The sequence below is a fragment of the Paenibacillus sp. FSL K6-0276 genome (assembly GCF_037977235.1).
Lineage (GTDB): Bacteria > Bacillota > Bacilli > Paenibacillales > Paenibacillaceae > Paenibacillus_AQ.
Window position 1 is genome coordinate 202,310 of record NZ_CP150276.1, and the last position, 25,405, is coordinate 227,714.

Annotated in this window: 19 protein-coding genes, 1 other RNA gene and 1 pseudogene; 15 read left to right on the plus strand and 6 right to left on the minus strand. The window is 46.1% G+C overall.

Annotated elements, in window-relative coordinates; all coding sequences use genetic code 11:
• Position 1 precedes the first annotated feature (1 nt).
• The 6 genes from gpmI to ssrA all read left to right on the plus strand — a co-directional run bounded on the left by gpmI (position 2) and on the right by ssrA (position 8,338).
• On the plus strand, positions 2-1,546 hold the full coding sequence (gpmI, locus tag MHH52_RS00990) for a 2,3-bisphosphoglycerate-independent phosphoglycerate mutase (RefSeq protein WP_340006076.1): 1,545 nt from the start codon (positions 2-4) through the stop codon (positions 1,544-1,546).
• Between the two features lie 68 nt (positions 1,547-1,614).
• On the plus strand, positions 1,615-2,901 hold the full coding sequence (eno, locus tag MHH52_RS00995; protein ID WP_340006078.1) for a phosphopyruvate hydratase: 1,287 nt from the start codon (positions 1,615-1,617) through the stop codon (positions 2,899-2,901).
• A 212-nt stretch (positions 2,902-3,113) separates the two neighbouring features.
• On the plus strand, positions 3,114-3,347 hold the full coding sequence (secG, locus tag MHH52_RS01000) for a preprotein translocase subunit SecG (RefSeq protein ID WP_042123332.1): 234 nt from the start codon (positions 3,114-3,116) through the stop codon (positions 3,345-3,347).
• Positions 3,348-3,692: 345 nt separating this feature from the next.
• Positions 3,693-6,563 carry a ribonuclease R gene (rnr, locus tag MHH52_RS01005; protein ID WP_340009436.1) on the plus strand — a complete coding sequence of 957 codons (2,871 nt, stop codon included), beginning with the start codon at positions 3,693-3,695 and terminating at the stop codon, positions 6,561-6,563.
• Positions 6,564-7,295: 732 nt separating this feature from the next.
• Positions 7,296-7,775: an SsrA-binding protein SmpB gene (smpB, locus tag MHH52_RS01010; RefSeq protein WP_042123338.1), complete on the plus strand. Its 480-nt coding sequence runs from the start codon at positions 7,296-7,298 to the stop codon at positions 7,773-7,775.
• A 198-nt stretch (positions 7,776-7,973) separates the two neighbouring features.
• Positions 7,974-8,338, plus strand: a transfer-messenger RNA (tmRNA) gene (gene ssrA / locus MHH52_RS01015).
• On the opposite strand, the gene MHH52_RS01020 is transcribed toward ssrA, so the two are convergent.
• A complete protein-coding gene (locus MHH52_RS01020) occupies positions 8,299-9,075 on the minus strand; it encodes a zinc ribbon domain-containing protein (protein ID WP_340006081.1) in 777 nt (258 codons plus the stop codon). The two genes, ssrA and MHH52_RS01020, sit on opposite strands and share 40 nt — an antisense overlap.
• On the opposite strand from MHH52_RS01020, the gene MHH52_RS01025 reads away from it, so the two are divergent.
• Complete coding sequence (locus MHH52_RS01025; RefSeq protein WP_340006083.1) at positions 9,062-9,394, plus strand: hypothetical protein; 333 nt, start codon at positions 9,062-9,064, stop codon at positions 9,392-9,394. The two genes, MHH52_RS01020 and MHH52_RS01025, sit on opposite strands and share 14 nt — an antisense overlap.
• Before the next feature lie 276 nt (positions 9,395-9,670).
• On the opposite strand, the gene MHH52_RS01030 is transcribed toward MHH52_RS01025, so the two are convergent.
• A complete protein-coding gene (locus MHH52_RS01030) occupies positions 9,671-11,320 on the minus strand; it encodes a DEAD/DEAH box helicase family protein (RefSeq protein WP_340006085.1) in 1,650 nt (549 codons plus the stop codon).
• Between the two features lie 91 nt (positions 11,321-11,411).
• Here MHH52_RS01030 and MHH52_RS01035 point away from each other — a divergent pair, with 91 nt between their 5' ends.
• The 3 genes from MHH52_RS01035 to MHH52_RS01045 all read left to right on the plus strand — a co-directional run bounded on the left by MHH52_RS01035 (position 11,412) and on the right by MHH52_RS01045 (position 12,808).
• Positions 11,412-11,942: a DUF6155 family protein gene (locus MHH52_RS01035; protein WP_340006086.1), complete on the plus strand. Its 531-nt coding sequence runs from the start codon at positions 11,412-11,414 to the stop codon at positions 11,940-11,942.
• Positions 11,943-12,042: 100 nt separating this feature from the next.
• Entirely contained in the window at positions 12,043-12,240 is a 198-nt protein-coding gene (locus MHH52_RS01040) for a hypothetical protein (protein WP_038693014.1), read from the plus strand.
• The gene (locus tag MHH52_RS01045; protein WP_340006090.1) at positions 12,233-12,808 is read left to right on the plus strand and encodes a zeta toxin family protein; all 576 of its coding nucleotides are present in this window, start codon (positions 12,233-12,235) and stop codon (positions 12,806-12,808) included. The genes MHH52_RS01040 and MHH52_RS01045 overlap by 8 nt, the downstream gene beginning before the upstream one ends.
• A 425-nt stretch (positions 12,809-13,233) precedes the next feature.
• Here the strand turns inward: MHH52_RS01045 and MHH52_RS01050 are convergent.
• Positions 13,234-13,566 (minus strand): annotated as a pseudogene (locus MHH52_RS01050) (HTH domain-containing protein); the annotation flags it as partial.
• 176 nt (positions 13,567-13,742) lie between these two features.
• A complete protein-coding gene (locus tag MHH52_RS01055; protein WP_340006092.1) occupies positions 13,743-15,365 on the minus strand; it encodes an amidase family protein in 1,623 nt (540 codons plus the stop codon).
• A 188-nt stretch (positions 15,366-15,553) separates the two neighbouring features.
• On the opposite strand from MHH52_RS01055, the gene MHH52_RS01060 reads away from it, so the two are divergent.
• From MHH52_RS01060 to MHH52_RS01070, 3 genes are all read left to right on the plus strand, one after another.
• Complete coding sequence (locus MHH52_RS01060; protein ID WP_340006094.1) at positions 15,554-17,638, plus strand: methyl-accepting chemotaxis protein; 2,085 nt, start codon at positions 15,554-15,556, stop codon at positions 17,636-17,638.
• A gap of 1,119 nt (positions 17,639-18,757) precedes the next feature.
• Complete coding sequence (locus tag MHH52_RS01065) at positions 18,758-19,699, plus strand: DoxX-like family protein (protein WP_313636614.1); 942 nt, start codon at positions 18,758-18,760, stop codon at positions 19,697-19,699.
• Entirely contained in the window at positions 19,680-20,360 is a 681-nt protein-coding gene (locus MHH52_RS01070) for a DUF4166 domain-containing protein (protein WP_313636613.1), read from the plus strand. The genes MHH52_RS01065 and MHH52_RS01070 overlap by 20 nt, the downstream gene beginning before the upstream one ends.
• 150 nt (positions 20,361-20,510) lie before the next feature.
• Here the strand turns inward: MHH52_RS01070 and MHH52_RS01075 are convergent, their stop codons facing one another.
• Positions 20,511-20,666: a hypothetical protein gene (locus tag MHH52_RS01075; RefSeq protein ID WP_340006096.1), complete on the minus strand. Its 156-nt coding sequence runs from the start codon at positions 20,664-20,666 to the stop codon at positions 20,511-20,513.
• A gap of 379 nt (positions 20,667-21,045) precedes the next feature.
• Positions 21,046-21,177, minus strand: a complete 132-nt coding sequence (locus tag MHH52_RS01080; RefSeq protein WP_340006097.1) for a hypothetical protein — start codon at positions 21,175-21,177, stop codon at positions 21,046-21,048.
• Positions 21,178-21,492: 315 nt separating this feature from the next.
• Here MHH52_RS01080 and MHH52_RS01085 point away from each other — a divergent pair, with 315 nt between their 5' ends.
• Positions 21,493-23,451, plus strand: a complete 1,959-nt coding sequence (locus MHH52_RS01085; RefSeq protein WP_340006099.1) for a putative thiazole-containing bacteriocin maturation protein — start codon at positions 21,493-21,495, stop codon at positions 23,449-23,451.
• On the plus strand, positions 23,448-25,391 hold the full coding sequence (locus MHH52_RS01090; protein ID WP_340006100.1) for a TOMM precursor leader peptide-binding protein: 1,944 nt from the start codon (positions 23,448-23,450) through the stop codon (positions 25,389-25,391). Before MHH52_RS01085 ends, MHH52_RS01090 begins: the two co-directional genes overlap by 4 nt.
• Positions 25,392-25,405 lie beyond the last annotated feature (14 nt).

Here is a 25,405-nt window from a genome sequence, read left to right on the forward strand (position 1 = left end):
GATGTCTGCTCCAAAACCTGTAGCTTTGATCATCATGGATGGTTTCGGTTTGCGCGGAACGTCAGAAGGCAACGCCGTTGCTCAAGCTAACAAACCTAACTATGACCGTTACTTGAAACAATATCCTAATACTACCCTTACTGCTTGTGGTGAAGCTGTTGGTCTTCCAGAAGGCCAAATGGGCAACTCTGAAGTAGGGCACTTAAATATTGGTGCAGGACGGATTGTATACCAGGATTTGACTCGTATCGATAAATCGATCCGTGAGGGCGAGTTCTTCGATAATGAAACACTGGTTACCGCAGTTAGAAATGCTAAGAACACAGGTAAAAAGCTTCATCTTTACGCGCTTGTATCCGACGGAGGGGTACATAGCCATATTAACCACCTGTTTGCTATGCTTGACCTGGCTAAGAAAGAAGATATGCATGAAGTGTATATCCATGCTTTCATGGATGGCCGTGACGTAGCTCCAGATAGCGGAAAGAATTTTGTTCAAGATCTGGTTGCTAAAATTGAAGTAGTTGGTGTAGGTACAATTGCTACGGTATCCGGACGTTATTACGCAATGGACCGTGACAAACGTTGGGAACGTGTAGAAAAAGCCTATCGTGCTATGGTTTATGGCGAAGGTCCGAAATACACGGATGCTCTAGAGGCCATCACTGCATCTTATCAAAATTCCGTGTTCGATGAATTCGTTGAACCTAGCGTAATTGTAGACAGTGAAGGTAAGCCAGTAACGGCAGTAGAGAGCGGCGATTCCGTCGTGTTCCTCAACTTCCGCCCTGACCGTGCTATTCAATTGTCACAAGTGTTCACGAATCAAGATTTCCGCGGTTTCGACCGGGGTCCTTTGTTCCCGCAAGACCTGCACTTCGTATGCCTGACTACTTTCAGCGAAACGGTACAAGGTTATGTAGCCTATTCACCGAAGAACCTGGATAACACATTGGGTGAAGTGCTTGTGCAGAACAACAAGAAGCAACTGCGCATCGCGGAAACTGAGAAGTATCCGCACGTAACTTTCTTCTTTAGTGGTGGACGTGATGAGGAGCTTCCTGGAGAAACTCGTATCTTAATCAACTCTCCTAAAGTGGCAACTTATGATCTTCAACCTGAGATGAGTGCTTACGAAGTGGCTGCAGCCTGCGTAGCAGAAATCGAAGCGGAAAGACAGGATGCTATTATCCTTAACTTTGCAAACCCTGATATGGTTGGACACTCCGGTATGCTGGAGCCAACAATTAAGGCTGTAGAGGTAACTGATGAGTGTGTTGGTAAAGTAGTGGACGCAGTGGTTGCCAAAGGTGGCGTTGCGATCATTATCGCCGATCACGGTAATGCAGACATGGTGTTTGATGAGAACGGTCGTCCGTTCACAGCTCATACCACTAACCCGGTTCCATTCATCCTTACGGATGAAAATGTTGTATTGCGCGATCGCGGTATCCTTGCGGATGTAGCACCAACCATTCTGGATCTGATGGGACTTCCACAACCTGCGGAAATGACCGGTCAATCCATGATCGCTAGTCGCAAATAAGGAAACAGTACCTAAGATTAAGCTTCAACAATCAAGACCAAAACATTGTTAAAAGGAGATTAACTAAAATGACTATTATTTCTGATGTATATGCTCGCGAAGTCCTTGACTCCCGTGGTAACCCTACTGTAGAGGTTGACGTTTATCTTGAATCCGGTGCTAAAGGCCGCGCTATCGTTCCTTCCGGCGCTTCCACTGGTGCTCATGAAGCTGTAGAACTTCGTGATGGCGACAAATCCCGTTACATGGGTAAAGGTGTTCTGAAAGCTGTTGAGAACGTAAATGAAATCATCGCTCCAGAAGTTATTGGTATGGACGCTCTTGACCAACTGGGTGTCGACAAATTGATGATTGCCCTTGATGGTACTCACAACAAAGGTAAGCTCGGCGCTAACGCTATCTTGGCTGTATCCATGGCCGTAGCTCGCGCAGCTGCAGCAGCTTTGGATGTACCTTTGTATGTATACCTTGGCGGATTCAACGCTAAAGCTCTTCCAGTACCAATGATGAACATCATCAATGGTGGTGAGCATGCGGACAACAACATCGACGTTCAAGAGTTCATGGTTCTTCCTGTAGGAGCTCCAAGCTTCAAAGAAGCTCTTCGCACAGGTGCGGAAATCTTCCACAACTTGAAATCCGTACTTCAATCCAAAGGTCTGAACACAGCTGTAGGTGACGAAGGTGGTTTCGCACCGAACCTTGGTTCGAACGAAGAAGCAATCACTACAATCATCGAAGCGATCGAAAAAGCTGGTTACAAACCAGGTGTTGACGTATTCTTGGGTATGGACGTTGCTTCCACTGAGTTCTACAAAGACGGTAAATACACACTTGCTGGCGAAGGTAAATCTTACACTTCCGCTGAGTATGTTGACCTTCTTGCTTCATGGGTTGAAAAATATCCTATCATCACAATCGAAGACGGTATGTCCGAAGACGACTGGGATGGCTGGAAATTGCTTACTGAAAAATTGGGCGACAAAGTCCAATTGGTTGGTGACGACTTGTTCGTTACTAACACTGAGCGTCTTGCAACAGGTATCGAAAAAGGTATCGGTAACTCCATCTTGGTTAAGGTTAACCAAATTGGTACATTGACTGAAACTTTCGATGCTATCGAAATGGCTAAACGTGCTGGTTACACAGCAGTTATCTCTCACCGTTCCGGTGAATCCGAAGATAGCACAATCGCTGACATCGCTGTTGCGACTAACGCTGGTCAAATCAAAACAGGTGCTCCTTCCCGTACAGACCGTGTTGCTAAATACAACCAATTGCTTCGCATCGAAGATGAGTTGGGTGAATTGGCTCAATACAACGGCCTGAAATCCTTCTACAACCTTAAAAGATAATCTGCTTTTATAGCAGAGTACGAAGACCCGCCATTATGGTGGGTCTTTTTTAAAATGTGTGTTTATCCTAATCTTTCAAGAAAAGCTACGACTTAACAGCCTAGGCGGTTGTATTACCGACAACGCTATGATAAAATAAGAATACTGTTTATGTATCGTGATAACCTCAATTACCATAGATAGTGATGCTTAGGCGTAGGAGGTGGAAGTGAATGGATATCTTTTTGAAAGTTGTGCTCCTGATTTTTTCCGTCGGTCTTATTGCGGTCGTTCTTCTGCAAAAGGGGAAAAGCGCGGGTCTTTCCGGTGCCATCTCCGGTGGTGCTGAGCATCTCTTTGGTAAAACAAAAGCTCGTGGTATGGAACTCGTACTACAACGTGTAACTGTTGGACTTGCTGCAGGATTCTTCATTATGGCGATTCTAGCTGCTGTTTTCATTGACTAAGTACCTACAGTAAGCCCTCGCTCTGTTCTGAATGGAATGGAGCGAAGGCTTTTTTGTTATAATAAAAAGGAGATGAAAGCACCTGTGGGTGCTTTTCTTTTCATAGTAGAAAGTATAAAATCCGGTGCGGCAGAGCATCAATAAATAGACTTTCTTCTTCGTTTGAATGAAATTTCGTACTGCGTTTATCTTTGGATAACAGTAACAGGGATGCGCAGGATTGATTTCGTGTATACTAGGGTATGAAGTAGGTAAAGGTAAATTTTACTTGGCATTACTACAGAGCAGGACAAGACATACATATTTGCCAGCGGCTTGGAGCCGCGGAGGGCTGGGGTGACGAACATGATAACACAAGAAATATTACTCGATTTCATGCGGGAAACTGCTTATAAACCAATGACTTATGAAGAGCTGGTGAGCCATTTTGCTCTAGAAGATAGTACAGGGTTTAAAAAGTTCGAGGAATTACTAATTGAATTAGAGCAGGACGGAAGAATTGTACTAACTCGTAATGCACGTTATGGCGTGCCGGAACGGATGGATTTACTGCGCGGCCGGTTACAGGCTCATGCGAAAGGCTTCGCTTTTCTTATCCCGGATGATCGTGATCATCCCGACGTGTATATCCATGCAAATGATCTTAAGGGAGCTATGAATGGCGATATCGTCCTGATACGTATCACCTCTAAAAGTCCGTCTGGCGGACGTATGGAAGGTGAAGTTGAACGTATTGTAAAACGAGGCGTATTGCAGACGGTAGGCGTATTTCAAAACCTGGAGACCTATGGCTTTGTTCTATCTGATGATAAACGAATCAATCGTGATATTTTTATTCCGAAGCAATCCTTCATGGGGGCGGTAGACGGCCAAAAGGTCGTTGTACGCATCGTAAATTATCCAGAAGGCCGATCAGCGGCAGAAGGTGAAATTATTGAGATCCTCGGACATAAAGATGATCCGGGAGTTGATATTTTATCTATCATCCGTAAGCATCAGCTACCAGAGGCATTTCCGGCTGAAGTGATGGACGAAGCGGACAACGCTCCTGATTCTATCACGGAAGAGGAAATTGCTGAGCAGGGACGACGCGACTTGCGCGGACTGAACATTGTTACGATTGATGGCGAAGATGCTAAAGACTTGGATGATGCGGTTAATGTTCAGCGACTGGAGAACGGACATTATAAGCTAGGCGTGCACATTGCGGATGTAGGTTATTATGTGCGTGAGAGCTCTGAGCTTGATAAAGAAGCTTATGACCGGGGTTGTAGTGTGTATTTGGTGGATCGGGTTATTCCGATGCTTCCGCACCGTTTGTCTAACGGGATTTGTAGTTTGAATCCACAGGTAGACCGCTTAACGATGTCCTGTGAGATGGAATTTAACGAGCAAATGAAGGTAGTGAAGCATGATGTCTTTACGAGCGTGATTCGCACCAAAGAAAGAATGACTTATTCAAATGTTCGCAAAATTCTGGAGGATGAAGACCCAGAATTGCTTGAGCGCTATAGTCCACTGATTGAGGATTTCCGCCTCATGAAAGAACTAGCGATGAAGCTCCGCGATGCGCGGATGCGTCGGGGTGCGGTTGATTTTGATTTTGAAGAGAGCAAAATCATCGTGGATGAGAACGGCAAGGCTGTAGATATTGTGAAGCGAGAGCGTTCTGTAGCTGAGCAGATTATCGAGGAATTCATGCTCGCTGCGAATGAAACGGTGGCTGAGCATTTCCACTGGATGAAGGTACCGTTCCTCTACCGGATTCACGAAGATCCGGATCCAGAGAAGCTGCAGAATTTCATGGCTTTTGCGGCCAATTTCGGATATCACGTGAAGGGCCGCGGCAATTCGGTTCATCCACGTGCTTTGCAGGATCTTTTGGAACAAATTCAAGGGACGAAGGAACAGACGGTTATCAGCACGATGATGCTGCGTTCCATGAAGCAGGCGAAGTATGATGCGGAGAGCACAGGCCATTTCGGACTCGCTGCGGAATACTATTCCCACTTCACTTCTCCGATTCGTCGTTACCCCGATCTGGTCATTCACCGCGTAATGCGTGAAGTGATTGAGAGTGGTGGTGCCCTGAGCGAGAAGCGGCATGATTATTTGGTTAGTCGGATGCCTGACATTGCTCAGCAGTCCTCGGAACGTGAGCGTGTGGCGGTAGAGGCTGAACGTGATACAGAGCAGCTGAAGAAAGCTGAATACATGCAGGATAAAGTGGGCGAGGAATTCGAGGCTATGGTTAACAGTGTGACCAGCTTCGGGATGTTCATCGAGCTGGATAATACCGTTGAAGGACTTATTCGTCTCAGTGCGATGAGCGACGATTATTATCACTTCGACGAAGCTCATATGGCGCTCATTGGCGAGCGCACATCGCGGGTGTTCCGCATTGGTGACGAGGTGAAGATTCGAGTCGCCAAGGTAAATATGGATGACCACACGATCGATTTCGAGTTGGTCGACATGAAACCACGCGCGCCAGGCGAGCATCGCGGCGGTGGTTTTGGAGGTGGCCGCGGTGGCAAAGGCGGCCGTCCAGGAGGCGGCGGATTCAAGGCGCCGGCCGGTGGTAAAGGCGGCGCGGGCGGTAAGGGCCGCGGCGGTAAAGGCAAGCCCGGCGCTGCTGTAGGCGCGGGCAAAGGCAAGCCGGGCGCTGGTGTGCGCGCCGGTGAAGGGCCGCGCGAAGCGGCCGGTGTTGTTGCACCGGGCGGACGCGGAAAGCGGAAGCGCGGGCGCGATGCCGGCGAGGATGCGAGCCGGGTAGTTGCGGCGCCGGGCGCCGAGCGCGGGGGCGAAGCCGGCGGCAACGCAGGCGCGCCGCGTGAGCGCAGCGGCGGGCGAGGCCGCGGCGGTGACAACGGCGGTGCCGGTGGTGGACGCGGCATCAGCTTCGGCTTTGGCTCCGGCAAAGGCGGATACGGCACTCCTGCGTCCGATTCTTCTGGCGGCGAAGCCCGCGGCCTGGACGGTAGCACGAAGTTCCGTAGCCGCGAGGATCGCGGAGGTAACTTTGGCGGTGGAGAAGGCCGCAATGGCGCTCCAACTGGCAAAGCTCGCAAGAAAAAGAAGAACAAGAGCGGTGTGTTCATTGGCCAGTCCGTGACACCGGGCAACGTACAGACATCTGAACAAGCCACTTCTAAACGTAGTGACACTACAGGCAGCGCTCCAGACGGAGCTCCTCGTAAGAGAAAGAAGAAATAAATAACGTTATTGGGCTACGCTTCGTAGCTCTATAATACAAGTTTAAGCACCGCCCCCTTTGCTGGGGGCGATGCTTTTTTCATTCTTTTTCTGTAGTCCGGCTGTGGAATCTTCGTTTTTGACCGAGGCTATAGGCTGTCACAAGTTTGTTTAGTAATAGTCAGAAGCTATGTGACTGCGTCGTTTTGTCACTATGACATGTGGATTGGAGCATAGTAACCAATATTATCACGGTGCTTAATTTTAATTGCATAATGTGCAATTAAAATTCCGGCGTTTCAGTAGAGGTTGAGGTTAATTGCACTTTGTACATCTAAATCTGATCAGTATCTTCAAAACGGCATGATTTCGAATTTATAGCTGTAGAAAGTGCAACTAAACAACCATCAAGCCTCTAAATATGCTGAATAGATGTATAAAGTGCATTTATGTAGCTTTAGCGTTAGCATCGGGGGAGAGAGATTGAATAGAAAAAGGTATGAGTTGACTGGGATATGTGATTATGGAAACACAAACACCTTTTTTATCAACAAATGTAATTAAAGTTAACTATTGGGTAAACTTACTGACAACATGTTGTCAAAATGGATGAGATACAATTGCCTGATCCTTCCTTGCGCTCAATCGATTCCATTTGTTACAATATAGATCAGACGTTCGATGACTATGTCGTTTAAGATTAAAGAGACATGGTTACTTTAACTTATGAATATGATTCAAGGAGTGATTCTCATGGGTAAAAAAGCAGACGGGAAAGTACTTGCCCAGAACAAAAAAGCTTCCCATGATTATTTTATCGAGGACACTTATGAAGCTGGCTTGGTACTGACAGGTACAGAGATCAAGTCGTTGCGTAATGGCCGCGCTAATATTGGAGATGCTTTTGCTACGATCCGTAACGGTGAGATTCACATTCACAACATGCATATCAGCCCTTTTGAACAAGGTAACCGCGCCAACCCTACTGACCCGACGCGCACGCGTAAATTGCTGATGCACAAGGAGCAAATTCATAAACTGCTGGGCTTGTCAAAGCGAGATGGATTTACGATTGTGCCGCTTAAGGTTTATGTTCGGAATGGCTATGCGAAGCTGCTGATTGGCCTTGGTAAAGGTAAGAAAGAGTACGATAAACGTGACTCTGCCGCCAAACGTGATGCTCAGCGTGATATCCAGCGTGTATTGCGTGAGAAGCAAAAGATCGCCAGATAATCTAGGCTTAGTAGACGATTCGAAAGAGTTCCAGTTTCCACCTTCAATTCCTTTAACCCACGTGTTAAAGTATTGATAAATGTGATATACTGAGTAAGTAAGTTAATTGCTTCGTTACAGTCTTCTTGTACAAGAAGCTGTGGATTGGATCTCTCTTGCTTGGAAGATCCGCTTGATCCGAAGCGCCCTTTTTAATGAGGGGCCGTTCTTGGATTCGACGGGGGTAGTTCGAGCATGAGTAGCGAGTAGTGGGGACGCGTCCGCTTCATCAACGCTAAAGCCTATTAAACGGCAAACAACAAACAAACTACGCTTTCGCAGCCTAAGAAACTGTGTGCGTGCTTCTACTCTGCATCGTCCATGTGACAGGGCTAGGGGCTAACAAATAGTGGAATACGCTGTCTCATCTCCGCCTGGGGTGAGCTGAAGAAGATAATCAGGCTGACCCAACGTATAGCCGGTTACGGGGCGATACTCGGGTGACATCAAAACTGTGACTACACTCGTAGAAGCTTATGTGCCGTTATCTTCGGACAGGGGTTCGACTCCCCTCGGCTCCATATGTTAAATCCACAATCTGGAATTTAAAGATTACCTCTACATTCTCTTTGTAGACGATTACCTTTTCCACATAACTACCAATGAACTTTTTGATTTCAGGAAGGTCGTGGTTAGCAACGTGGACTCCAAACTTAGAAAGCAGTTGTCGCAGAGTATCCTCTGTGATAGCTGCTTTTTCTGTTACAGCCTTAGCTTCGAGCAGTTTCTGCTCAAGCTGTAGTTTCTGTAGCTCCAATTCCTCAAGTTTACTAGACAAAGCAATATTGAAAGTGCCACTAGCAATGGCATTAACTATATTTGTAATCTGACGTTCAATACCCTCTAGGCTCTTAGCCAGGCGTTCGCGCTCACCTTTTACGTTTGATTGCTTAGAGTTATGGTAATCATTCAATTGCTTGGCAAGCAGCGGAATGGCCTCTTCATTAAATATCTTCTCCTGCAATTGAGAAATGACGTAGTTTTCAATGTATTCTCGGCGTAGCTCAGGGTTATTACATTCTTTCGTCCGATCACGATTACCACAGCGGTAGGTGACGTACTTGAGTTTGTTTCTTCCGCTGAACTTCGTATTACCCATCATAGAATAGGGAGTTCCAACGTTTTTCAGACACTCACCACAGACGATGAGGCCGCTTAGCAGGTAAACTTCTTTAGCCTTATAAGCTCCAGGCTGGCGTTTGTTGCTGTCCATCTTTTCTTGAACCTGCTGGAAGACTTCCTTCGAGATGAGCGTTGGCATGCCGCCTTCCACCCGAATGACATCCGTTGGTAACGCTTTGGCGCAGATTAATTTGAATTTTGAGGTGGATATACTTTCCGGGGAAAACAATCCTGAGAACAAAATGTTAATTTTAGGTTTGGAGGATATCTCCTTTGAAAATGTTGATGTCGTAAAGTCCTCTGATCCGAGAGGCGATGACGATGAAGAATTCGACGAAAATACTTACGAGTTCGATGCAGATGAAGATGATTATTTCAATGAGGATAATTACCAAAACGATGATACTTACGAGATTGATGAAGATGATAGCTGGTATAATGAAGAAGAGAATGATTGAATTTATTACGCCACCTCCCCAAACATCCGAATCATCACACTCCGGCGAATTGTGGTTTTGTACAGCCACGGTTCAGTTTCTAAAATCCCTTTCCCATCAAGGGTTTAAGGCCCTTTATGGGAAAGGGGTTCTACACGCCCAGCCTATTTTTATACGTTTTGTTACAACTCCGCCCCCTTATACCCCATCTTCCGATACCCCTTCACTCGTTTCTTGAACATCGCCATTAACATTGGAACCTGAAGATCAATATAATCATATATTTTCACTTCTTCCTTATTCGCATGACTTCGGTGCAGGCGGCCTGCATATTGCTGTAATGCCGGTTCGTTTATTTTTTCCGCCGCCGATCAATCCGATTGCCTGTTTTGGGACTTCGAGAAAGGTTTGCAAACGTTCCTGCCATTGTTCCATAAGCTCCCGGCGGTGCACCAAGATAAGGGTGTTTGTCTTTCTTGAAGCGATAATGCTGGCTGCTACGACAGTTTTACCAAATGCGGTTGCCGCCGAGAGAACGCCTATGTCCCGGTTTAGAATCGCTCTGGCTGCTGTATCCTGAAGAGTGGTCAGCGTACCGGTGAATTCTGCCTCTATTGAGGTTCCAGACGAACGTTGATCCTTAAGCGATACCTTGACTTGATTATGCTCGAAAAAAGATAACAAATCCTGCAAGCATCCCCTTGGCAGAACTACATAATTCTCCAGATCCTCGGCACATGAGATCACCCGGGGTTTACCATAGGTGGAGAGCCGCATCGCTTGTGCTTTATAAAAGTCAGGGTTGGAGAAGGAAGCTATTTTGATCAGAGCATGAATTGCACTTGAGGGAAGTCCAGACTTGAGGATATAAAGGCGATCCGATTGCAGAATCTGTATTTCAGCAGGTAAAGATTCCATTAGAACCTCTTCTATCTGAGTCGGGTTCTCTTGTAACAAGATTAATCCATCTGCGTCGTGGTCTGATCCCGTAGTAATTATGTCATTGCTAAAAAGTCCACGCTCCCCGTGCTTGTATATAAATTGCTTCACCTGGTCTTCGCCCATCTTGCCAAGTTCGGATAATATACCCCATTGATCAGCATATGGCTCAAAGCGCTCGTCAACAAAGACACTGTTTCCCTGTTTACGCGGCCCCCCTTGAAGTGGAAGGGCAATGAGGTTGCCGAATCCACCTTTGGGTAGCGTATCCTGATTGGGAAACAGGCGGTCATAGGACTCCATGCCGATCTGATATCTGTTGTTCATGGTAAGACTCAGCAGGGTCATTCCAAATCTTCTGGCTGTAGCCGCCTCTATATTTTGACTGAAGAAAATCCAGATATGCCCCCCATTGCCGGAACGTGAGCGCTCTAAGAGTGCGGGGATTTCATGGCTTTTACATAGCTCCATCACGGCAGTAACATCGTGCTTCCAATCATGTTTGTCAAAATCCATGGCCAAAAACCAGCAGGTCTCATCCGGCAGCATGGGATAGATACCAATCGTCCGGTCTTGCCGTGCATCTAAATGGGCTGACAGCACTTCGCTTGTAAGGGGCATGAAGCTCTGGTGTTTGCAAACTGAACACTTTACCCGGGGTTTCTCGCAAACAGAAGTCCACTCATTGGCGCAGGCGGGCGAATATCCGGACTTTCCTTGCTTGTTGCTCCAGCGAATCGGGTATACATCTTCTCTGCCGCGAAAATAACTTTTATATAGAGCGAGCTTGTCCTCTACGGTGGAGTACTGGTGAACATTAGTTTCTCCAACAGTGGTCTCTTTGCTTTCTTTTGCCGGTGAGGTGGAATAAGTGGCTTTTTGTTCATTAGTACTTGTTGTATTGTCATCATCCAAAAGCCCCAGTAGACTTCTCAACCGGGTGACTTCCAGCTTAAGTTCCTCAATATGCGCTAGAGCCACCTTATATTTGTCCTCGATATTGTCCATTGATTGGTCCTCACGTTTTATTTATATTATATCTTGTAAGCTGCTGAGTAATAATACTGGGAATTATAACCCGATTAAGGAGATCATAGTAATGCTGAAATTAAGAAACTCAACCATTAAAAAGCATTTGAACAATCTTACGAGGGAAGAGCTTGAGGCTGAAATCTTAAATTTGGCCAAGACACACCCAATTATTCAAGAGCATTATTATTCGGTGTTATTTCCTGATCAAGAGGAGGTTTTAGACAAGTACAAGAAAATTATTGAGAAGGAATTCGGCCACCACAGGGGAGAGATTCTGCGATACCCAATTATGAAGCAAGCATTAAAGGACTTTAGTAATGTTTCAACAAATAAGGAGCAAATTGCAGAGCTAATGATTTTTACAGTGGAATGTGGAGTAGACTTTACGCTTTCATATGGAGACATAGATGATGAAAAATTCTATCGTACTATTTCAAGCATATATGAACAAGCTTTAAGCTATATTGTGGACAATCAATTAGAAGAAGAGTTTGTAGATCAATGCAACGAATTGACGCAGAACAGTCAGGGTAATGGCTGGGGTTTTGGAGATGGGATGATGGAGTTGTATAGCGATTATTTAGGACACCTGGATTGAAGAAGACCTTGAGTAGGGTATACGAAGGAATTATTTAACCGTTAGGATTGTGTTATAATATTATAAAATAAATTCGAAATCCGAGCGAGGTGCTATCCTAATGCTGCCCCAAAGAGAAGAATTGCAACGGTTATTGAAAAAGGCCAATCAGCATGCAGTCGCAGAGGCCAAAAAGGCTGGAGCCTCCATTTATTATATAAAAGACGGCAAGCGGATACGTGAAGATGCCACTGGGCAAAAATTCGAGATTACTTACGATGTAGCCGGAAATCGCACTGAGCTTGTTAGTCATGACTGATCGGGAGTCTGTAATGACGGTTTTTGCTGGCACTAATGGAGCCGGGAAAAGCACAATCAGTTTTCAAATGAGGGATTATGTTGGAACCATTATTGATCCTGACCAGATTGCCAAAAGGATGAACCCGGAAGATCCCAGAAGTGCAGGCCTGTCTGCCGGTCGAGAAGCTGTAAAGCAAATAAGGGAATTAATCGGGCGAAAAGAAAATCTTGCTATAGAAACTACTCTGTCGGGGAGTTTTGTTTTACGTCATATGAAGACAGCTAAGGAACAAGGTTATAAAGTCGTCATGTATTATATTGGTTTACAGGATGTGCAAATGCATATTGATCGGGTAGCTTCAAGAGTGGAACAGGGAGGGCACTGGATTGCGGAAGAAGATATCCGGTGGAGATATGGCCAATCTTTAAGGAACCTGATGCCTGCCATGGAGATTTCAGATGAAGTCACCATTATCGACAACACCAGTGAACCTGAAGTTGTGGCGGAAATTAAACGTTCACAGATTAGCTTTTGCCGAGATGAGATTCCTGCGTGGGCTAGGGGGGCTTTGGAATTGTACTTGTAATAAGTTGATCCAGATTAGGCTTATTAAGCCAGAGCAAGGGAAATGGAGAGTCTTTGCTAACCGGCTATCTCGTACAATTCCAGCAGCAACCCCCGCCGAATTGTGGCTCTGCACGTCCACGCCTCGGCTCCATCGAAAAACCCGCTCCCAGAGCGGGTTTTTTACGTCTATAGATAGAAAATGTAGTCCAAATGTAGTCCGGACTATATTAGCTACCCTATTGCTAGGGGGATCAGTAGTCCATTGTCCTCGGAAGCTGAAGCACAGAAACTGCTAAATGAATTCGAATATAACCAGCAGCGCAATTTATTGGTACAGACTATAAAGATAATGCTCTCTGAATTTCTGGAGCATTGGATGGAAAAATACGTTAAATATACTGTGAAGAGACAACCACTTAAGGATATAAGAATATTATCGAGCCTCAGCTTGGCCTGCTTCTCTTCGAGCGTAAGCTCCCGTTTAAGAGGTTTTCCTGATGCCTGGCTTCTTGTATCCTGCAAACCTAAGATTCCGTTTTCCTAGAAGCTCGCACGCTATCTCTTTCCTGAGGATTCAACTCTTTGGATTCCAATGATGGTTACGTCAAAACCACATTCTTCAAATAATTCTCTCGGCAGCTTGCCCTTGTTATTCTCTGAGATAAACAATTGCTTAAACGCATCCGTATACGTAATTGCCTTTGAAGACATGTTCCTCACATAAGGATTGTTAGTTAACTGCTTGATTTCTTTATCTGTGAACATTTTCTTGCTCATACCATTCCACTTCCCTATCTTCTTGCTATAAACAAAAATACCCTACCGAGAGACTTTTTAAAAGTGTCTACTCGATAGGGTACAGTTTAATGCAGCGGAGCAGTTTCTATTCAATTGCAACTGCATCCTGCATGATGAAAGGGAGAGAAAGGGCATTTGCAGATGCTGTAATCCAGTTATGGTCTTAAATTCGGTGTATGTACAGGAACTGTTCTTGCTTTCGTAGCTTGCTCAAAGGAATAAGCTAGGTTAAGCAGCGTTTGCTCGCTGTATGCTGTTCCCAAGAATGAGATGCCCACCGGTACGCCTGCTTCTACCGTTCCCGCAGGTACGGTTACTTCAGGGAAACCTGTAGCAGATGCCACGTAGCTCGCTGCATAAGTATCATACGCATTGCAGACATAAGTAGGGTCTTCTTTGTCAAAGCGGTTGGAAGCAGGGCAGGCCATCGTAGGGAAAACGATTGCGTCCAGATTGTTCTTCTTCATAATCATTTCAATTTCTTTACGGGTCTGCGGCATTTCTTTCTTAACGATCTTCTTGTACTCGTTGGAATATAGAGTATCTGCTTTAGCCAATGCTGTCTTCAAGCCTTCTAAACGAGCAGGGTTAACAGGTGTTGCCGAGTTCAATACTTCAGGAGATTCACTAATATCGATAACTTCTCGCAGCGTTTTAGGTCCACCGGCAGGAAGCGAGCGCAAATATTTTTCAAACTGTATTTTGAATTCCGCATCCCCGACCGGTCCAAGAACTGGAGTCCAGAGGTACTTGGTTTGTTTGGAGAATGTGACAGGCACTACTTCCGTTCCCATGCTTTTCATTTTAGCAATCGCTTGATTCGTAATAGCATCTACTTCATCATTGCCGCCGAAGAAGTCAGTCGCCACACCGATACGCGCATGCTTCAGCGAAGAAGCGTTCAGTGCTTTGGCGTAGTCTTGAACATAGCGGTTCGCGGATTTTGTCGCATAATCTGCTTTGTCTGTTCCAGCCATCGCAGTAAGCACTAAGCTAGCGTCTTCGACACTACGTGCCAAAGGACCAGTTACGTCCAAAGAAAGGGAAGAAGGGACAACGCCGCTGCGACTAGTCAATCCCATAGTCGGTCTGATACCTACTAGCCCGGTAACATTGGCTGGACCTCTGACGGAACCTGAAGTATCCGTTCCAAGTCCGAATACGGCAAAGTTAGCCGCTACCGCTGCTGCACTACCGCTGCTGGAACCGGAAGCATCACGGTTCAGATTGTAAGGATTAATTGTCAAACCGCCCATAGAGCTATAGCCCAGTCTGCCATAGGAAGCGGCGAGCTCGGACATGTTTGTTTTAGCAATTACAATGGCTCCGGCATCGATAAGCTTCTGTACGGTGAATGAATTCTTAGTAGGATTTTCATTCTTCAGAGCTACAGCCCCAGCTGTGGTCGGCATGCCAACTACATCAAAGTTATCCTTTACGACAAAAGGAATGCCGTGAAGCTTGCTTCTTGGTCCTTTCGTTTTTCGCTCGGTATCGAGTGCCTTTGCTGTTTCAAGAGCTTGGTTGTTAACCGTAATAATAGAATTTATAACAGGGCCTTGTTTATCAAAGGCTTCAATACGTTTCAGATAGTATTCCACAAGCTCTTCCGATGTAATTTGCTTTGTGTCCAGAGCTTTTGTGACTTCATCGATGCTTTTCTCAAACGGATCAAACGTACTTTTTGCTATTTCGGCATTTGCATGATTCCATGGCAAAATCGAGAAAACTAGCAAAATAGCTAGTAAAGCTTTGAGGTTTATATATTTTTTTCTCAAGTGTCTTGCCTCCTGATGTCTTTTATTAATTAGTTCTTAATGCTCATTTTCTCTCCCTGTAACAGTTATCGTCATTTCCTCTGAATAAATGAATGGAATTCGACAATATATAACAAAACCCATTCTTTTACCGATAGTTATGTAAGACACAATTCAATGTTTACATAACAAGATGGAGGAGAAACAACTTGAGAAAGAAACTGCAGTGGAATCTAAAGCTTCAACTATTGATTACGATGGTGGTCCTGGTATTGCTGTCGACATTATCGATGGGACTCGGGATCAACCGGCAAGTTAAGGAGGAAATGACGGAGGATTTCTACGATGCAACTCGGAAGGAAATCGAACAAGTTAGCAGTGCTATAGACTTGTACTTTACTACCGTGAATGAATCGGTTGAATACTTTGCCAAGAGCCCACTCGTCAAGAAGATCGACAGTTCCATCACCTCTTATGTGGATGTAGTAGGAGCAGATGGAACTCTTCAGATGACTCCAGCTAAAAATGGAGGAATAGAAGCTAAGATTTATAACTTTTTCTTGGAATATTCTAAGACACATCTAAATGTGCCCTATATCTATTTGGGAACAAAGGATGGCGGATACATACAATGGCCAGATGGTACTTCCACCGATAAATTTGAACCGAGATCAAGAGCCTGGTACACCCAGGCGGTTGAGAATCCCGACAAAATCGTGCGCTCGGGTGCTTACGCTGCCTTTACCACAGGTATTCCGATCGTCAGCTCTTCGGTTACCATTAAGGATGACACAGGTAACATCGTTGGTGTCCAAGGTGTAGACGTAAGTTTGGACTTTCTGACCGATACCATCAATAACATGAAGATCGGTAAAGCCGGCTATGTCATCTTGGCAGATCAAACCGGTACGATCCTCGCAAATCCTAAGAACCCGGAAATCAACTTTAAAAATCTAAAGGCTCTGGGTATAGCCGAATTTGCTGACATTGACAAACTGGCAGGTAAAAATTTGGACATCACCTTGAATAAGCAGAACTACAAGGCTAGTGTCTACGTATCACCGGAGAATGGTTGGAAATATATTGCAATCATGGACGAGAGTGAAGTAGCGGAATCAGTCAATGCGATCCAAAACATTATTTTCCTCATCATGGCTGTTATCGCTGTTATCGCCATCGGAGTAGCTTTGTATTTAGCTGGCGCGATTACGAAGCCGATAAATGCGGCTGTTCAGTATTTGCAGCAGATCGGCAGTGGTGACTTGGCGGTCGATATTCCACAATCTATGCTTAACAAGCGAAGTGAAGTAGGCACCATGGTACGGGCTATCGATGCGATGAAGTGGGATATGCAGAACATGATCGGCGGCATTTCTACTTCGGGGCAAATTGTCTCTCAATCGGCGGATAAACTTACAGACAGCATGGATCAGACACAAAATGCTTCCTCACTCATTACCGAGTCCATCATTCAACTTGCTTCCGCTTCTAGTGATGAAGCTAACAATGTTATGGAGGGCTCTGAAAGAGTTGAACAGCTCGGCGGAGCGATCGATCAAGTTACTGCATCCGCTCAGGAAATACTGGATCTTACTCGTCGTACAGCCGAATTGAACCAACGCGGTATCGTAATTGTACAGGAGTTAGTAGGGAAATTTAACAGCACACAACGAGCTTCTGAGGAAACAGCACAAGCTATTAATCATGTGAGTGGCAGCACTGGTGAAATCAGCGGCATACTCGGTACGATTCTTGAAATCTCCGCTCAGACGAATTTGCTGGCTCTAAATGCGTCCATTGAGGCTTCAAGAGCAGGTGAACATGGGCGGGGATTCTCCGTGGTAGCTGCCGAGATCCGCAAGCTCGCGGAGCAATCAGCTTCTGCTGCGAATAATATCAGTCACATTATTTCAACTGTAAAAAACCAGGTGGGAGCGGCTGTTCAGGCCATCGGCACATCCCGCGAACTATTTATAGACCAGGAAACGGCGGTTCGAGAAACCGAATCCATCTTTAACGATATTATGGTGTCCGTGAACAGCCAAATGGACATGACGAACCAGGTTGACGACCAGGTCCAGTTGATGGTTGAAAAACGCCATGAACTCACAGACATCTTCACCAGTATCTCAGCGATTACGGAAGAGAATGCCGCCATTACCCAAGAGGTGTCCGCGGCAGCAGAGGAACAGCTGGCTACGATTGATGATATAGCAGGTTATCTGACTCAGCTGCAGGGACTTTCTAAGGATCTGGAGGACAATATTAAGAAATTCAACATCCATAACCAGTGATGTACTTCCCGCATGGGAGAGAAACTCTTTAGAACAAAACAAACCAGCGAGAGGAAGAGACTTCCTCTGGCTGGTTTTTCTAATATTATTACATTCATAACTAGCTCAATACCATAACCAATTCGATTCACATCATTGGTGGAAACATCCAATTTGAGAATATTTTGTTTTGGGAAATGATGTAAGAGTGCTACTCCATGGGTTCTACCATTATATTTTTCCGGGCGAGAGATTTGATAATTTTAGCCATGCTATAGTTCGGGGGCAATAAAATAGCTGCTTTGGTAGATGGTGAATGTTGTGAACCATACATTTGTATGTTTGGATCTTCAAAAGGATAGGCAGTTAAAGAATTTAATCTGCTTTTCAAAAATATTCTCTCGAGCTCCTCAAGATCTATGCCTCAGGAGAACGTTTAATACCCAGCGTTGAAGAAGGCCAAGTAAAGGTCAACGAAACTTATTCATGCCACAATATTATTATATATGTTTCAAAAAATGAAGCAGGCCTAGTGCGTGGACTGAAGAGCCGCCGTCCTTCGCTGAGGTTATAGATAGATTGAGGAGGCAAGTGAATGATATTATTACTGCAGCGGATGGGAAGTTAAATGATGTGATTGCGCAGCCATTCTTACGAGTTAAGTATTTACGTGGTATGTTTCAGTTTCACATAAGAGAGGAACGGCATCATTTGGACTACATGCTGAGAATTTAAGCTGCAATTCAGTCACAAGCATCGGTGTAAATATTATGGTTCGTCTTCTATAAAACTTTCTTTGGATGAGGAGCGATACTCGGGTAACATCAAAACTGTGACTACATCCGTAGAAGCTTATGTGCCGTTATCTTTGGACAGGGGTTCGACTCCCCTCTCCACCATACTGTAAATCCACAAAACCAAAAGGAGCTGTGCCACTGAAGTACGGTGGCAAGCTTTTTTTTGCGTTACACAACTGTTACAAATGAGATGAGGCGACTCTAATATTTCAAAAGATATAGTAATTAACGTAATGTGTACCATCCGTAACAGGACCATAGTTATTTATACTATAAAAGGGGAAATATCCAATTAAGTCGAATGATATAGAAGATTAAATAATGGAGGCAGTAGGAGGTAACCATGGTCAAAAGAAAACCCATTTATGTAGAAATCCTTATGAAAACAACAATGGAAACGCTGTGGACATACACCCAGACGCCTGACATACATCAACAATGGGATTTAAGGTTCTCAGAGATTACTTATATGCCCAAAACCCATGAAGAACAGCCTCAGCGCTTTTTATATAAGACCAATATCGGCTTTGGACTCAGTATTGCTGGAGAAGGCGAGACGGCCGGTTCGATGGAGAAGGAAGGCATCATGACCTCTAGCCTGAAATTCAGTTCCGCCAATCCGATATCACTAATATCTGAGGGGAGTGGTTTCTGGCGGTATGTACCGACAGATGACGGTATTCGCTTCTTAACTAGATATGATTACAGGACACGTTTTGGCACATTCGGCAGTTGGCTCGATCGGTTTCTATTTCGACCGATAATGGGGTGGGCGACAGCCTGGAGTTTTGACAGTTTACGTCTTTGGCTGGAGCAGGGGACTCCCCCAAGTGTATCATTTAGGCGCTCTATTATAGAGCTAATACAAACGCTCAGCCTGTTTATGATTTGGGTGTATCAAGGACTGGTGCCTAAGCTATTAGTACCGGACTCGGGAGAGATGGATATTTTGCGAGGGATAGCTGGTCTTGCTGGTTATGAGAGACCCCTCCTGACTTTGTTGGGGTTAGGTGAAATCGGATTAGGCCTCTTATTCCTCATCCTGCGAGGAAAGAAGCGGAAGGTTCTGCATAAGACCAATATAGTGATCCTAATCCTACTTGGATTAAGCGCGTGGGCACATCCAGCGACCTATGTCGCGCCATTCAATCCGATCACTCTGAATGTGGCGATGATTGCCTTGTCTATGATCAGTTTACTGAGCACATCGGAGATTCCGAGTGCCGCAAGGTGTCTGCGTAGCTCTCGTGAAGGAGGAAATAAGCATGACCTCAATCTACGATAAGGTCCTTGGTGAAGACTTCGCCAAGCTTCACCCCCAGATTCAGAAGCGATTTGGCTTCGGCAGCGAGAATCAAATAGCATCCATCGGCACAGGGATTATGGAACAGGTCTGGTATGGAAAATGGTATACGCTGCCGTTCCTGGCCCTCGGTACGTGGCGGAACATCCTTTTCCCGCAGGGAGGGGCACAAATCCCTTTCACAATTGAGAATTACGCTTACCAGGATAGCTTCGGGCGAGAGACTGTTACTTGGGTTCGAACGTATCATTTTCCCAATCGGGTCAGACGCTTTGACGCCACAATGATTTACAGCGAGAAAAGACAAAAAATCATTGACTATCTAGGCACGCACCAGCATTTGGCCGTGGAAATTGATATGTTCGTTGCGGAGAATGGCGGTATGAGGCTGCGGTCAGGGAAGCAATATTTTTATGAGGGGATTCTAGGCTTTCGGTTTCCAATGATGTTCTCCGGTTATGCCGATGTCTGTGAGTGGTACGACGATGAGAAGGAGAAGTTCCGAATTGACGTAAAGGTGAACAACAAATTCTTCGGCCCGCTTTTCGGGTATAGTGGTTCTTTCGATATCGAGTACGTTCCCATCCCGGAGCGTGAAATTCCGCAGCATGTGAAGCCTGTGCGGGAAGAGATGAGAGAGTAATGGTTGCGCAAGTGGCGATTGGTTTAAGTTCATTGTTCTGAAAATAGAGGTATGTTACTTTTTTGCAATGGTATTTAATACTAAATACAATTATGAATTCTTTATCAAAAAGTAGTAAAGAAAAACTGGTTATGACGCCACTATCTCTATTTAAAGCTTTACGCTATCTCTCCCCAACCTGCTCAACTTCACGCGGCGGTGAGTTGTGGATTTACCAAGCCACGGCTCGGCTCCATACTGTAAATCCACAACAACGAAAAAGGAGCTTTCCACTGTAAAGGTGGCAGGTTCCTTTTTGCATTTCACCGTATAACTCTGTTCAGTAGGAAAAGCTCTTTTTTATATTGATGAGTCTCAGCTAAGAGGGAGAGGCAATTTCCAACTTGAATTAACGAAGAAAAATAAAATATAGGCATTTAGATCAGTAACAAGAGCGGAACTCGATTCATATGTTGTCATGAGTATTAGAATTGGCGGATCTCACAGAGGCAGTCGTTTCTACTTGATCATCTTGGTTCTGTTCTTCATCCAGTGCCAGTTTATTCTTCCAGCAAAACGATTTATTAAAAATGGAGGTAAGAGTATGAGTGATTTCCAAAATGATTTAGCGAAATTGAATGTTTCCAAATTTAAGGCGAGTGAGGTGACTCCTTGGAACGCTCAAAACGAAGAACAATCAGCTCGTCTATGCTTCTTCAATTGTTTTAATTGCTTCTTCAATTGTTTCAATTGTCACAACTGCTTCAATTGCCATAACTGTCATAACTGTCATAACTGCCACAACTGCCAGAACTGCCAGAACTGCCACAACTGTCACCGTGGAGGACGATAAGGTGTCTTTTACCCGATAAGGTAATGTTTGTGCCTACTATTACTAATTTTCTAACGGAGACAGCGGCTGCTTAATGAGAAGAGAAAGGTCCCTGAATCAATTTGATGTGCGCCCCCTAAAATAGATATTAGAAAAACCCAAAACCCCTGGGTTAATCTAATCTAATTTAGGGGGTGTTTTGCGTTGGCAATGAAAGGACAGAAGTCTAAAAGTTACAGACATGAGGGACAAATAGCTGTACATAAGATTATTTGTGAAGTGTTGGGGCAGATTGAGAACAGTTTACGGAGGAGGAATAGAATGACAGATTTGAACCCTTCCATGTGTCTAAAGGTGAAAAGGGATACATTTTTTCTCCCTGATTCGAGAGGTGTGTATTTTCGAAACAATGTAAGCTCGTTCCGCATGGAAGGTGAGGCGATCGATCAGTGGATTGAAAAGCTGATACCGATATTCAATGGGGAGCATAGATTGGGGGATTTGACAGACGGATTGCCGGACCAACACCGTAACCAGGTATATGAAATTGCAGAAGTTTTATATCGTAACGGCTTTGCGCAAGATGTGAGCCAAGATGCTCCACATCAATTGCCGGAAGAGGTTCTCAAAAAGTATGCTTCTCAAATTGAGTTTTTGGATCATTTCGGTGATTCGGGTGCGTATCGGTTTCAGTCCTATCGTCAGGCCAAAGTATTGGTGGTCGGTTCTGGTCCATTTTTGATCTCGGCGATTTCTGCGCTGCTTGAATCCGGGTTGCCCAAGTTTTATGTCCTGGTATCGGGTTCAGAATCGACTGATCGGCAACGGATGGCAGAACTGGCGGTACATGCCCATAAAACGGATTCCGAGGTGGCAGTTGAGGAGGTTACCTTGCAAAAGGAGGAGGGGAGTTGTTGGCGGGAGGTTGTGAGGCCGTTTGATTCGATTTTGTTCGTGTCACGGGAGGACGATATCGAGGGACTTCAAGCTTTTCATGCCGCTTGCAGGGAGGAGAAGAAGGTGTTTCTTTCTGCTGTATGCTTGCAACAGGTGGGTCTGGCGGGACCGCTAGTGCATCCGGACGTTGAGGGATGCTGGGAGTCAGCATGGCGTCGCATACACCAATCTGCGATTTCTAAAGACCCGCAATTGCACACCTTTTCTTCCACAGCGGGAGCGATGTTGGCCAATGTGATCGTGTTTGAATTATTTAAAAAGTTGACGGGAGCGAACGATTCAGAACAGAATAATCGATTTTATCTGTTAGATCTGGAGACTTTGGAAGGAAAGTGGCATTCGTTCATGCCTCATCCGCTTGTGACCGGACTTAGCACACCTGAATGGATTCATGATTTCGATCTACAGCTTGAACGGAGATCCAACAAAAGTGATAACGGATTGATTCCTTACTTCAGCCGATTGACATCGACGGAATCAGGAATTTTTCATGTTTGGGAGGAGGGGTATTTAAAGCAGCTGCCGCTCTCTCAGTGTCGCGTTCAGGCAATTGATCCGCTATCGGAAGGACCGGCTGGGCTGCTGCCGGACATGATCTGTACCGATCTGACGCATGAGGAGGCGCGGCGGGAAGCGGGGCTAGCTGGGATTGAAGCATATGTGTCGAGAATAGCCGGTCTGCTCGTTTCTACGCTGCCCTCCCATCAGGGAGTAGAGGGCAGCAGGATAGAAACGCAGGAGTTTATTGGCATAGGAGCAGGAGAAACGGTTGCAGAAGGTATTTGCCGAGGGTTGCAAAGGTGTTTGGACGAAGTACTGGGCACGCAGCAGGCGTGTCAGTTGCCTTTTGTCTCCCGGGTACAGTTAGGTACGGTAGTAGATAAACACTGCCTTTTTTATTTGCAGGCATTAACGACAATGAAGGGAGAGCCGATGATCGCCTTGGGAGAGGAAGTGTCCGGATTTCCTGTGGTGTGGATCGGTACGAGGGATGGTTGGTATGGCAATGTAGGCTTAAATGTGACAATGGCTTTGCGGAAGGCATTACAACAGGCTCTGCTAGCAGCACAAAACCAACCGGATTGCCTCAAATCGCAAGCATTGGAGTTTTCATCCGTGCATCTGGAAGAACAGGTACCAATAAGGCTCGAGATCCCTGCATGTGAAGCAACGTCACAACCAGAGGTTCTACAGTCCGCCTTGCAGATTTTGAATCGGAACCGTAAGAGGCTCTTGGTCCTTGATCTGGCAGTAGAACCGTTCTTGAAGGAGGAAATAGCAGGGGTGTTTGGCGTGGTGCTGCGAGAGGAGGGATCCCGGTGAGCGCTATCATTGTGATTGTTGGAGAAGGGGTGTTGGCAGACTGCGTGTATGGGGAACTGTCAGCCCAATTTGATGTCGTTCGTCAGATCGATTTCGAGGCAAGAGTACCTGAAACGGTGGATTTGGTTCTGGTGTTGCACGATGCTTGGCATCCTTACGTTCATCAAAAGGCAGAAGAGGTGCTGCAGCCGGCCGGCATCGCTTGGCTGCGAGGCTTCGTTGCATTTGGTGAAGGCGTGATCGGACCGCTGGTTCGTCCGGGTACACAAGGTTGCTCCCAGTGTGCAGACACGCGGCGCCTCATGGCGGGACGCGAACGCAAGGAGATGCGGGAGCTGCAGCAGAGGCTGGTGACACAGGGGGGGATGCCACGTGATGCATGGGCGTCACGTACAGGACTTTTGCAGGTCGCTCACTTGCTGGTAGAAGAGACACGAAGGGTGTTACAAGGCAAAACGTTTCAATCGGCAGGGAAGCTGTTTTTGATCAACCTGAAAACGATGGAGAGCACACTTCACCTCGTGCTCCCTGACCCGTTGTGTCCGGTTTGTAGTCAATTGCCGGACGATTCATCAACAGCAGCCCATATTTCGCTGCAGCCTAGTCCAAAGATCGGCACAGACAGTTACCGCTGTCGCTCGATGGATGAGCTGGATAAAGTTCTGAAGAAAGACTATCTGGATGGTCGGACCGGTTTTTTGAACGGGAAAATGGTTGACCTTAAGTCGCCGTTTGCCGATGTGAGTGTGAATCTGCCGTTGTTTGCAGAGGACGTGGGAACGGCAGGTCGGTCTCATTCATATGCGGCGAGCGAGCTGACCGCCATATTGGAGGGATTGGAGCGGTACTGCGGTCTGGCACCGCGAAGCAAACGGACGGTAGTCCGTGGCAGCTTCCGAGATCTGAAAGATCAAGCGCTCGACCCCGTCAAAGTAGGGGTGCACACGGAGGAACAGTATGCTGAACCGGGGGTTCCGTTCACACCATTTAATCCTGACCACCCCATCGATTGGGTATGGGGCTATTCGTTTTTACAAGAGCGTCCAATTCTAGTTCCGGAGCAGCTCGCCTATTACAGCATGGGCTGTGGGCACAACTTTGTGTTTGAAACTTCCAACGGGTGCGCGTTAGGCGGAAGTTTGGAAGAGGCTATTTTTTACGGCATATTGGAAGTGGTGGAGCGGGATTCGTTTCTGATGACTTGGTATTCGCAGCTGCCTCTCCCGCGGCTTGACCTAAACTCCGCTAATGACCAAGAATTGCGATTGATGATCGATCGTTTACAGGCAGTGGCGGGGTTTGATGTGCATTTCTTTAATTCGACGATGGAGAATGGGATTCCAAGTGTATGGGGAGTAGCGAAAAACAGGAAGCAAACAGGAGTGAATCTCATCTGTACGGCCGGAGCTCACCCGGATCCGGTACGGGCCGTGAAAAGTGCGGTTCACGAGTTGGCCGGCATGGTGCAGTCGCTTGACGAGAAATTGGATGCGGACCGGGAGGCGTATGTTCGAATGTTCCATGATTCATCCCTGGTGCAGCAGATGGAGGATCATTCACTGCTTTACGGATTGCCGCAAGCGCAGGAGCGCCTGCAATTTCTGCTGGATGAAAATCGCCCGTTGCGAACGTTTGAAGAGGAATTCGAGCGGGGGGCAAGGCATACTGATTTAACGGATGATCTGAAGGACATTCTTAATGCATTCCACCGACTGAATCTCGATGTGATCGTGGTGGATGTAACCGCGCCGGAAATTAATCGGTATGGGCTGCATTGCGTGAAAGTGCTGATCCCTGGGATGCTGCCGATGACATTTGGACATCACTTTACCCGCCTGGCAGGGTTGGAGCGGGTGCTCCAGGTACCTGCGGAACTCGGGTACGTGAAGGAGCAACTTGAGCTAGAAGATCTCAATCCATATCCGCATCCATTTCCATAGGTATAATAACGTGG

Excerpts from the sequence above, each read along its gene's own strand:
- gpmI (WP_340006076.1), top strand. The coding sequence starts at position 2 with ATGTCTGCTCCAAAACCTGTAGCTTTGATCATCATGGATGGTTTCGGT.
- eno (WP_340006078.1), top strand. The coding sequence starts at position 1,615 with ATGACTATTATTTCTGATGTATATGCTCGCGAAGTCCTTGACTCCCGT.
- secG (WP_042123332.1), top strand. The coding sequence starts at position 3,114 with ATGGATATCTTTTTGAAAGTTGTGCTCCTGATTTTTTCCGTCGGTCTT.
- rnr (WP_340009436.1), top strand. The coding sequence starts at position 3,693 with ATGATAACACAAGAAATATTACTCGATTTCATGCGGGAAACTGCTTAT.
- smpB (WP_042123338.1), top strand. The coding sequence starts at position 7,296 with ATGGGTAAAAAAGCAGACGGGAAAGTACTTGCCCAGAACAAAAAAGCT.
- MHH52_RS01025 (WP_340006083.1), top strand. The coding sequence starts at position 9,062 with ATGAGCGTTGGCATGCCGCCTTCCACCCGAATGACATCCGTTGGTAAC.
- MHH52_RS01020 (WP_340006081.1), bottom strand. The coding sequence starts at position 9,075 with ATGCCAACGCTCATCTCGAAGGAAGTCTTCCAGCAGGTTCAAGAAAAG.
- MHH52_RS01030 (WP_340006085.1), bottom strand. The coding sequence starts at position 11,320 with ATGGACAATATCGAGGACAAATATAAGGTGGCTCTAGCGCATATTGAG.
- MHH52_RS01035 (WP_340006086.1), top strand. The coding sequence starts at position 11,412 with ATGCTGAAATTAAGAAACTCAACCATTAAAAAGCATTTGAACAATCTT.
- MHH52_RS01040 (WP_038693014.1), top strand. The coding sequence starts at position 12,043 with ATGCTGCCCCAAAGAGAAGAATTGCAACGGTTATTGAAAAAGGCCAAT.
- MHH52_RS01045 (WP_340006090.1), top strand. The coding sequence starts at position 12,233 with ATGACTGATCGGGAGTCTGTAATGACGGTTTTTGCTGGCACTAATGGA.
- MHH52_RS01065 (WP_313636614.1), top strand. The coding sequence starts at position 18,758 with ATGGTCAAAAGAAAACCCATTTATGTAGAAATCCTTATGAAAACAACA.
- MHH52_RS01070 (WP_313636613.1), top strand. The coding sequence starts at position 19,680 with ATGACCTCAATCTACGATAAGGTCCTTGGTGAAGACTTCGCCAAGCTT.
- MHH52_RS01085 (WP_340006099.1), top strand. The coding sequence starts at position 21,493 with ATGACAGATTTGAACCCTTCCATGTGTCTAAAGGTGAAAAGGGATACA.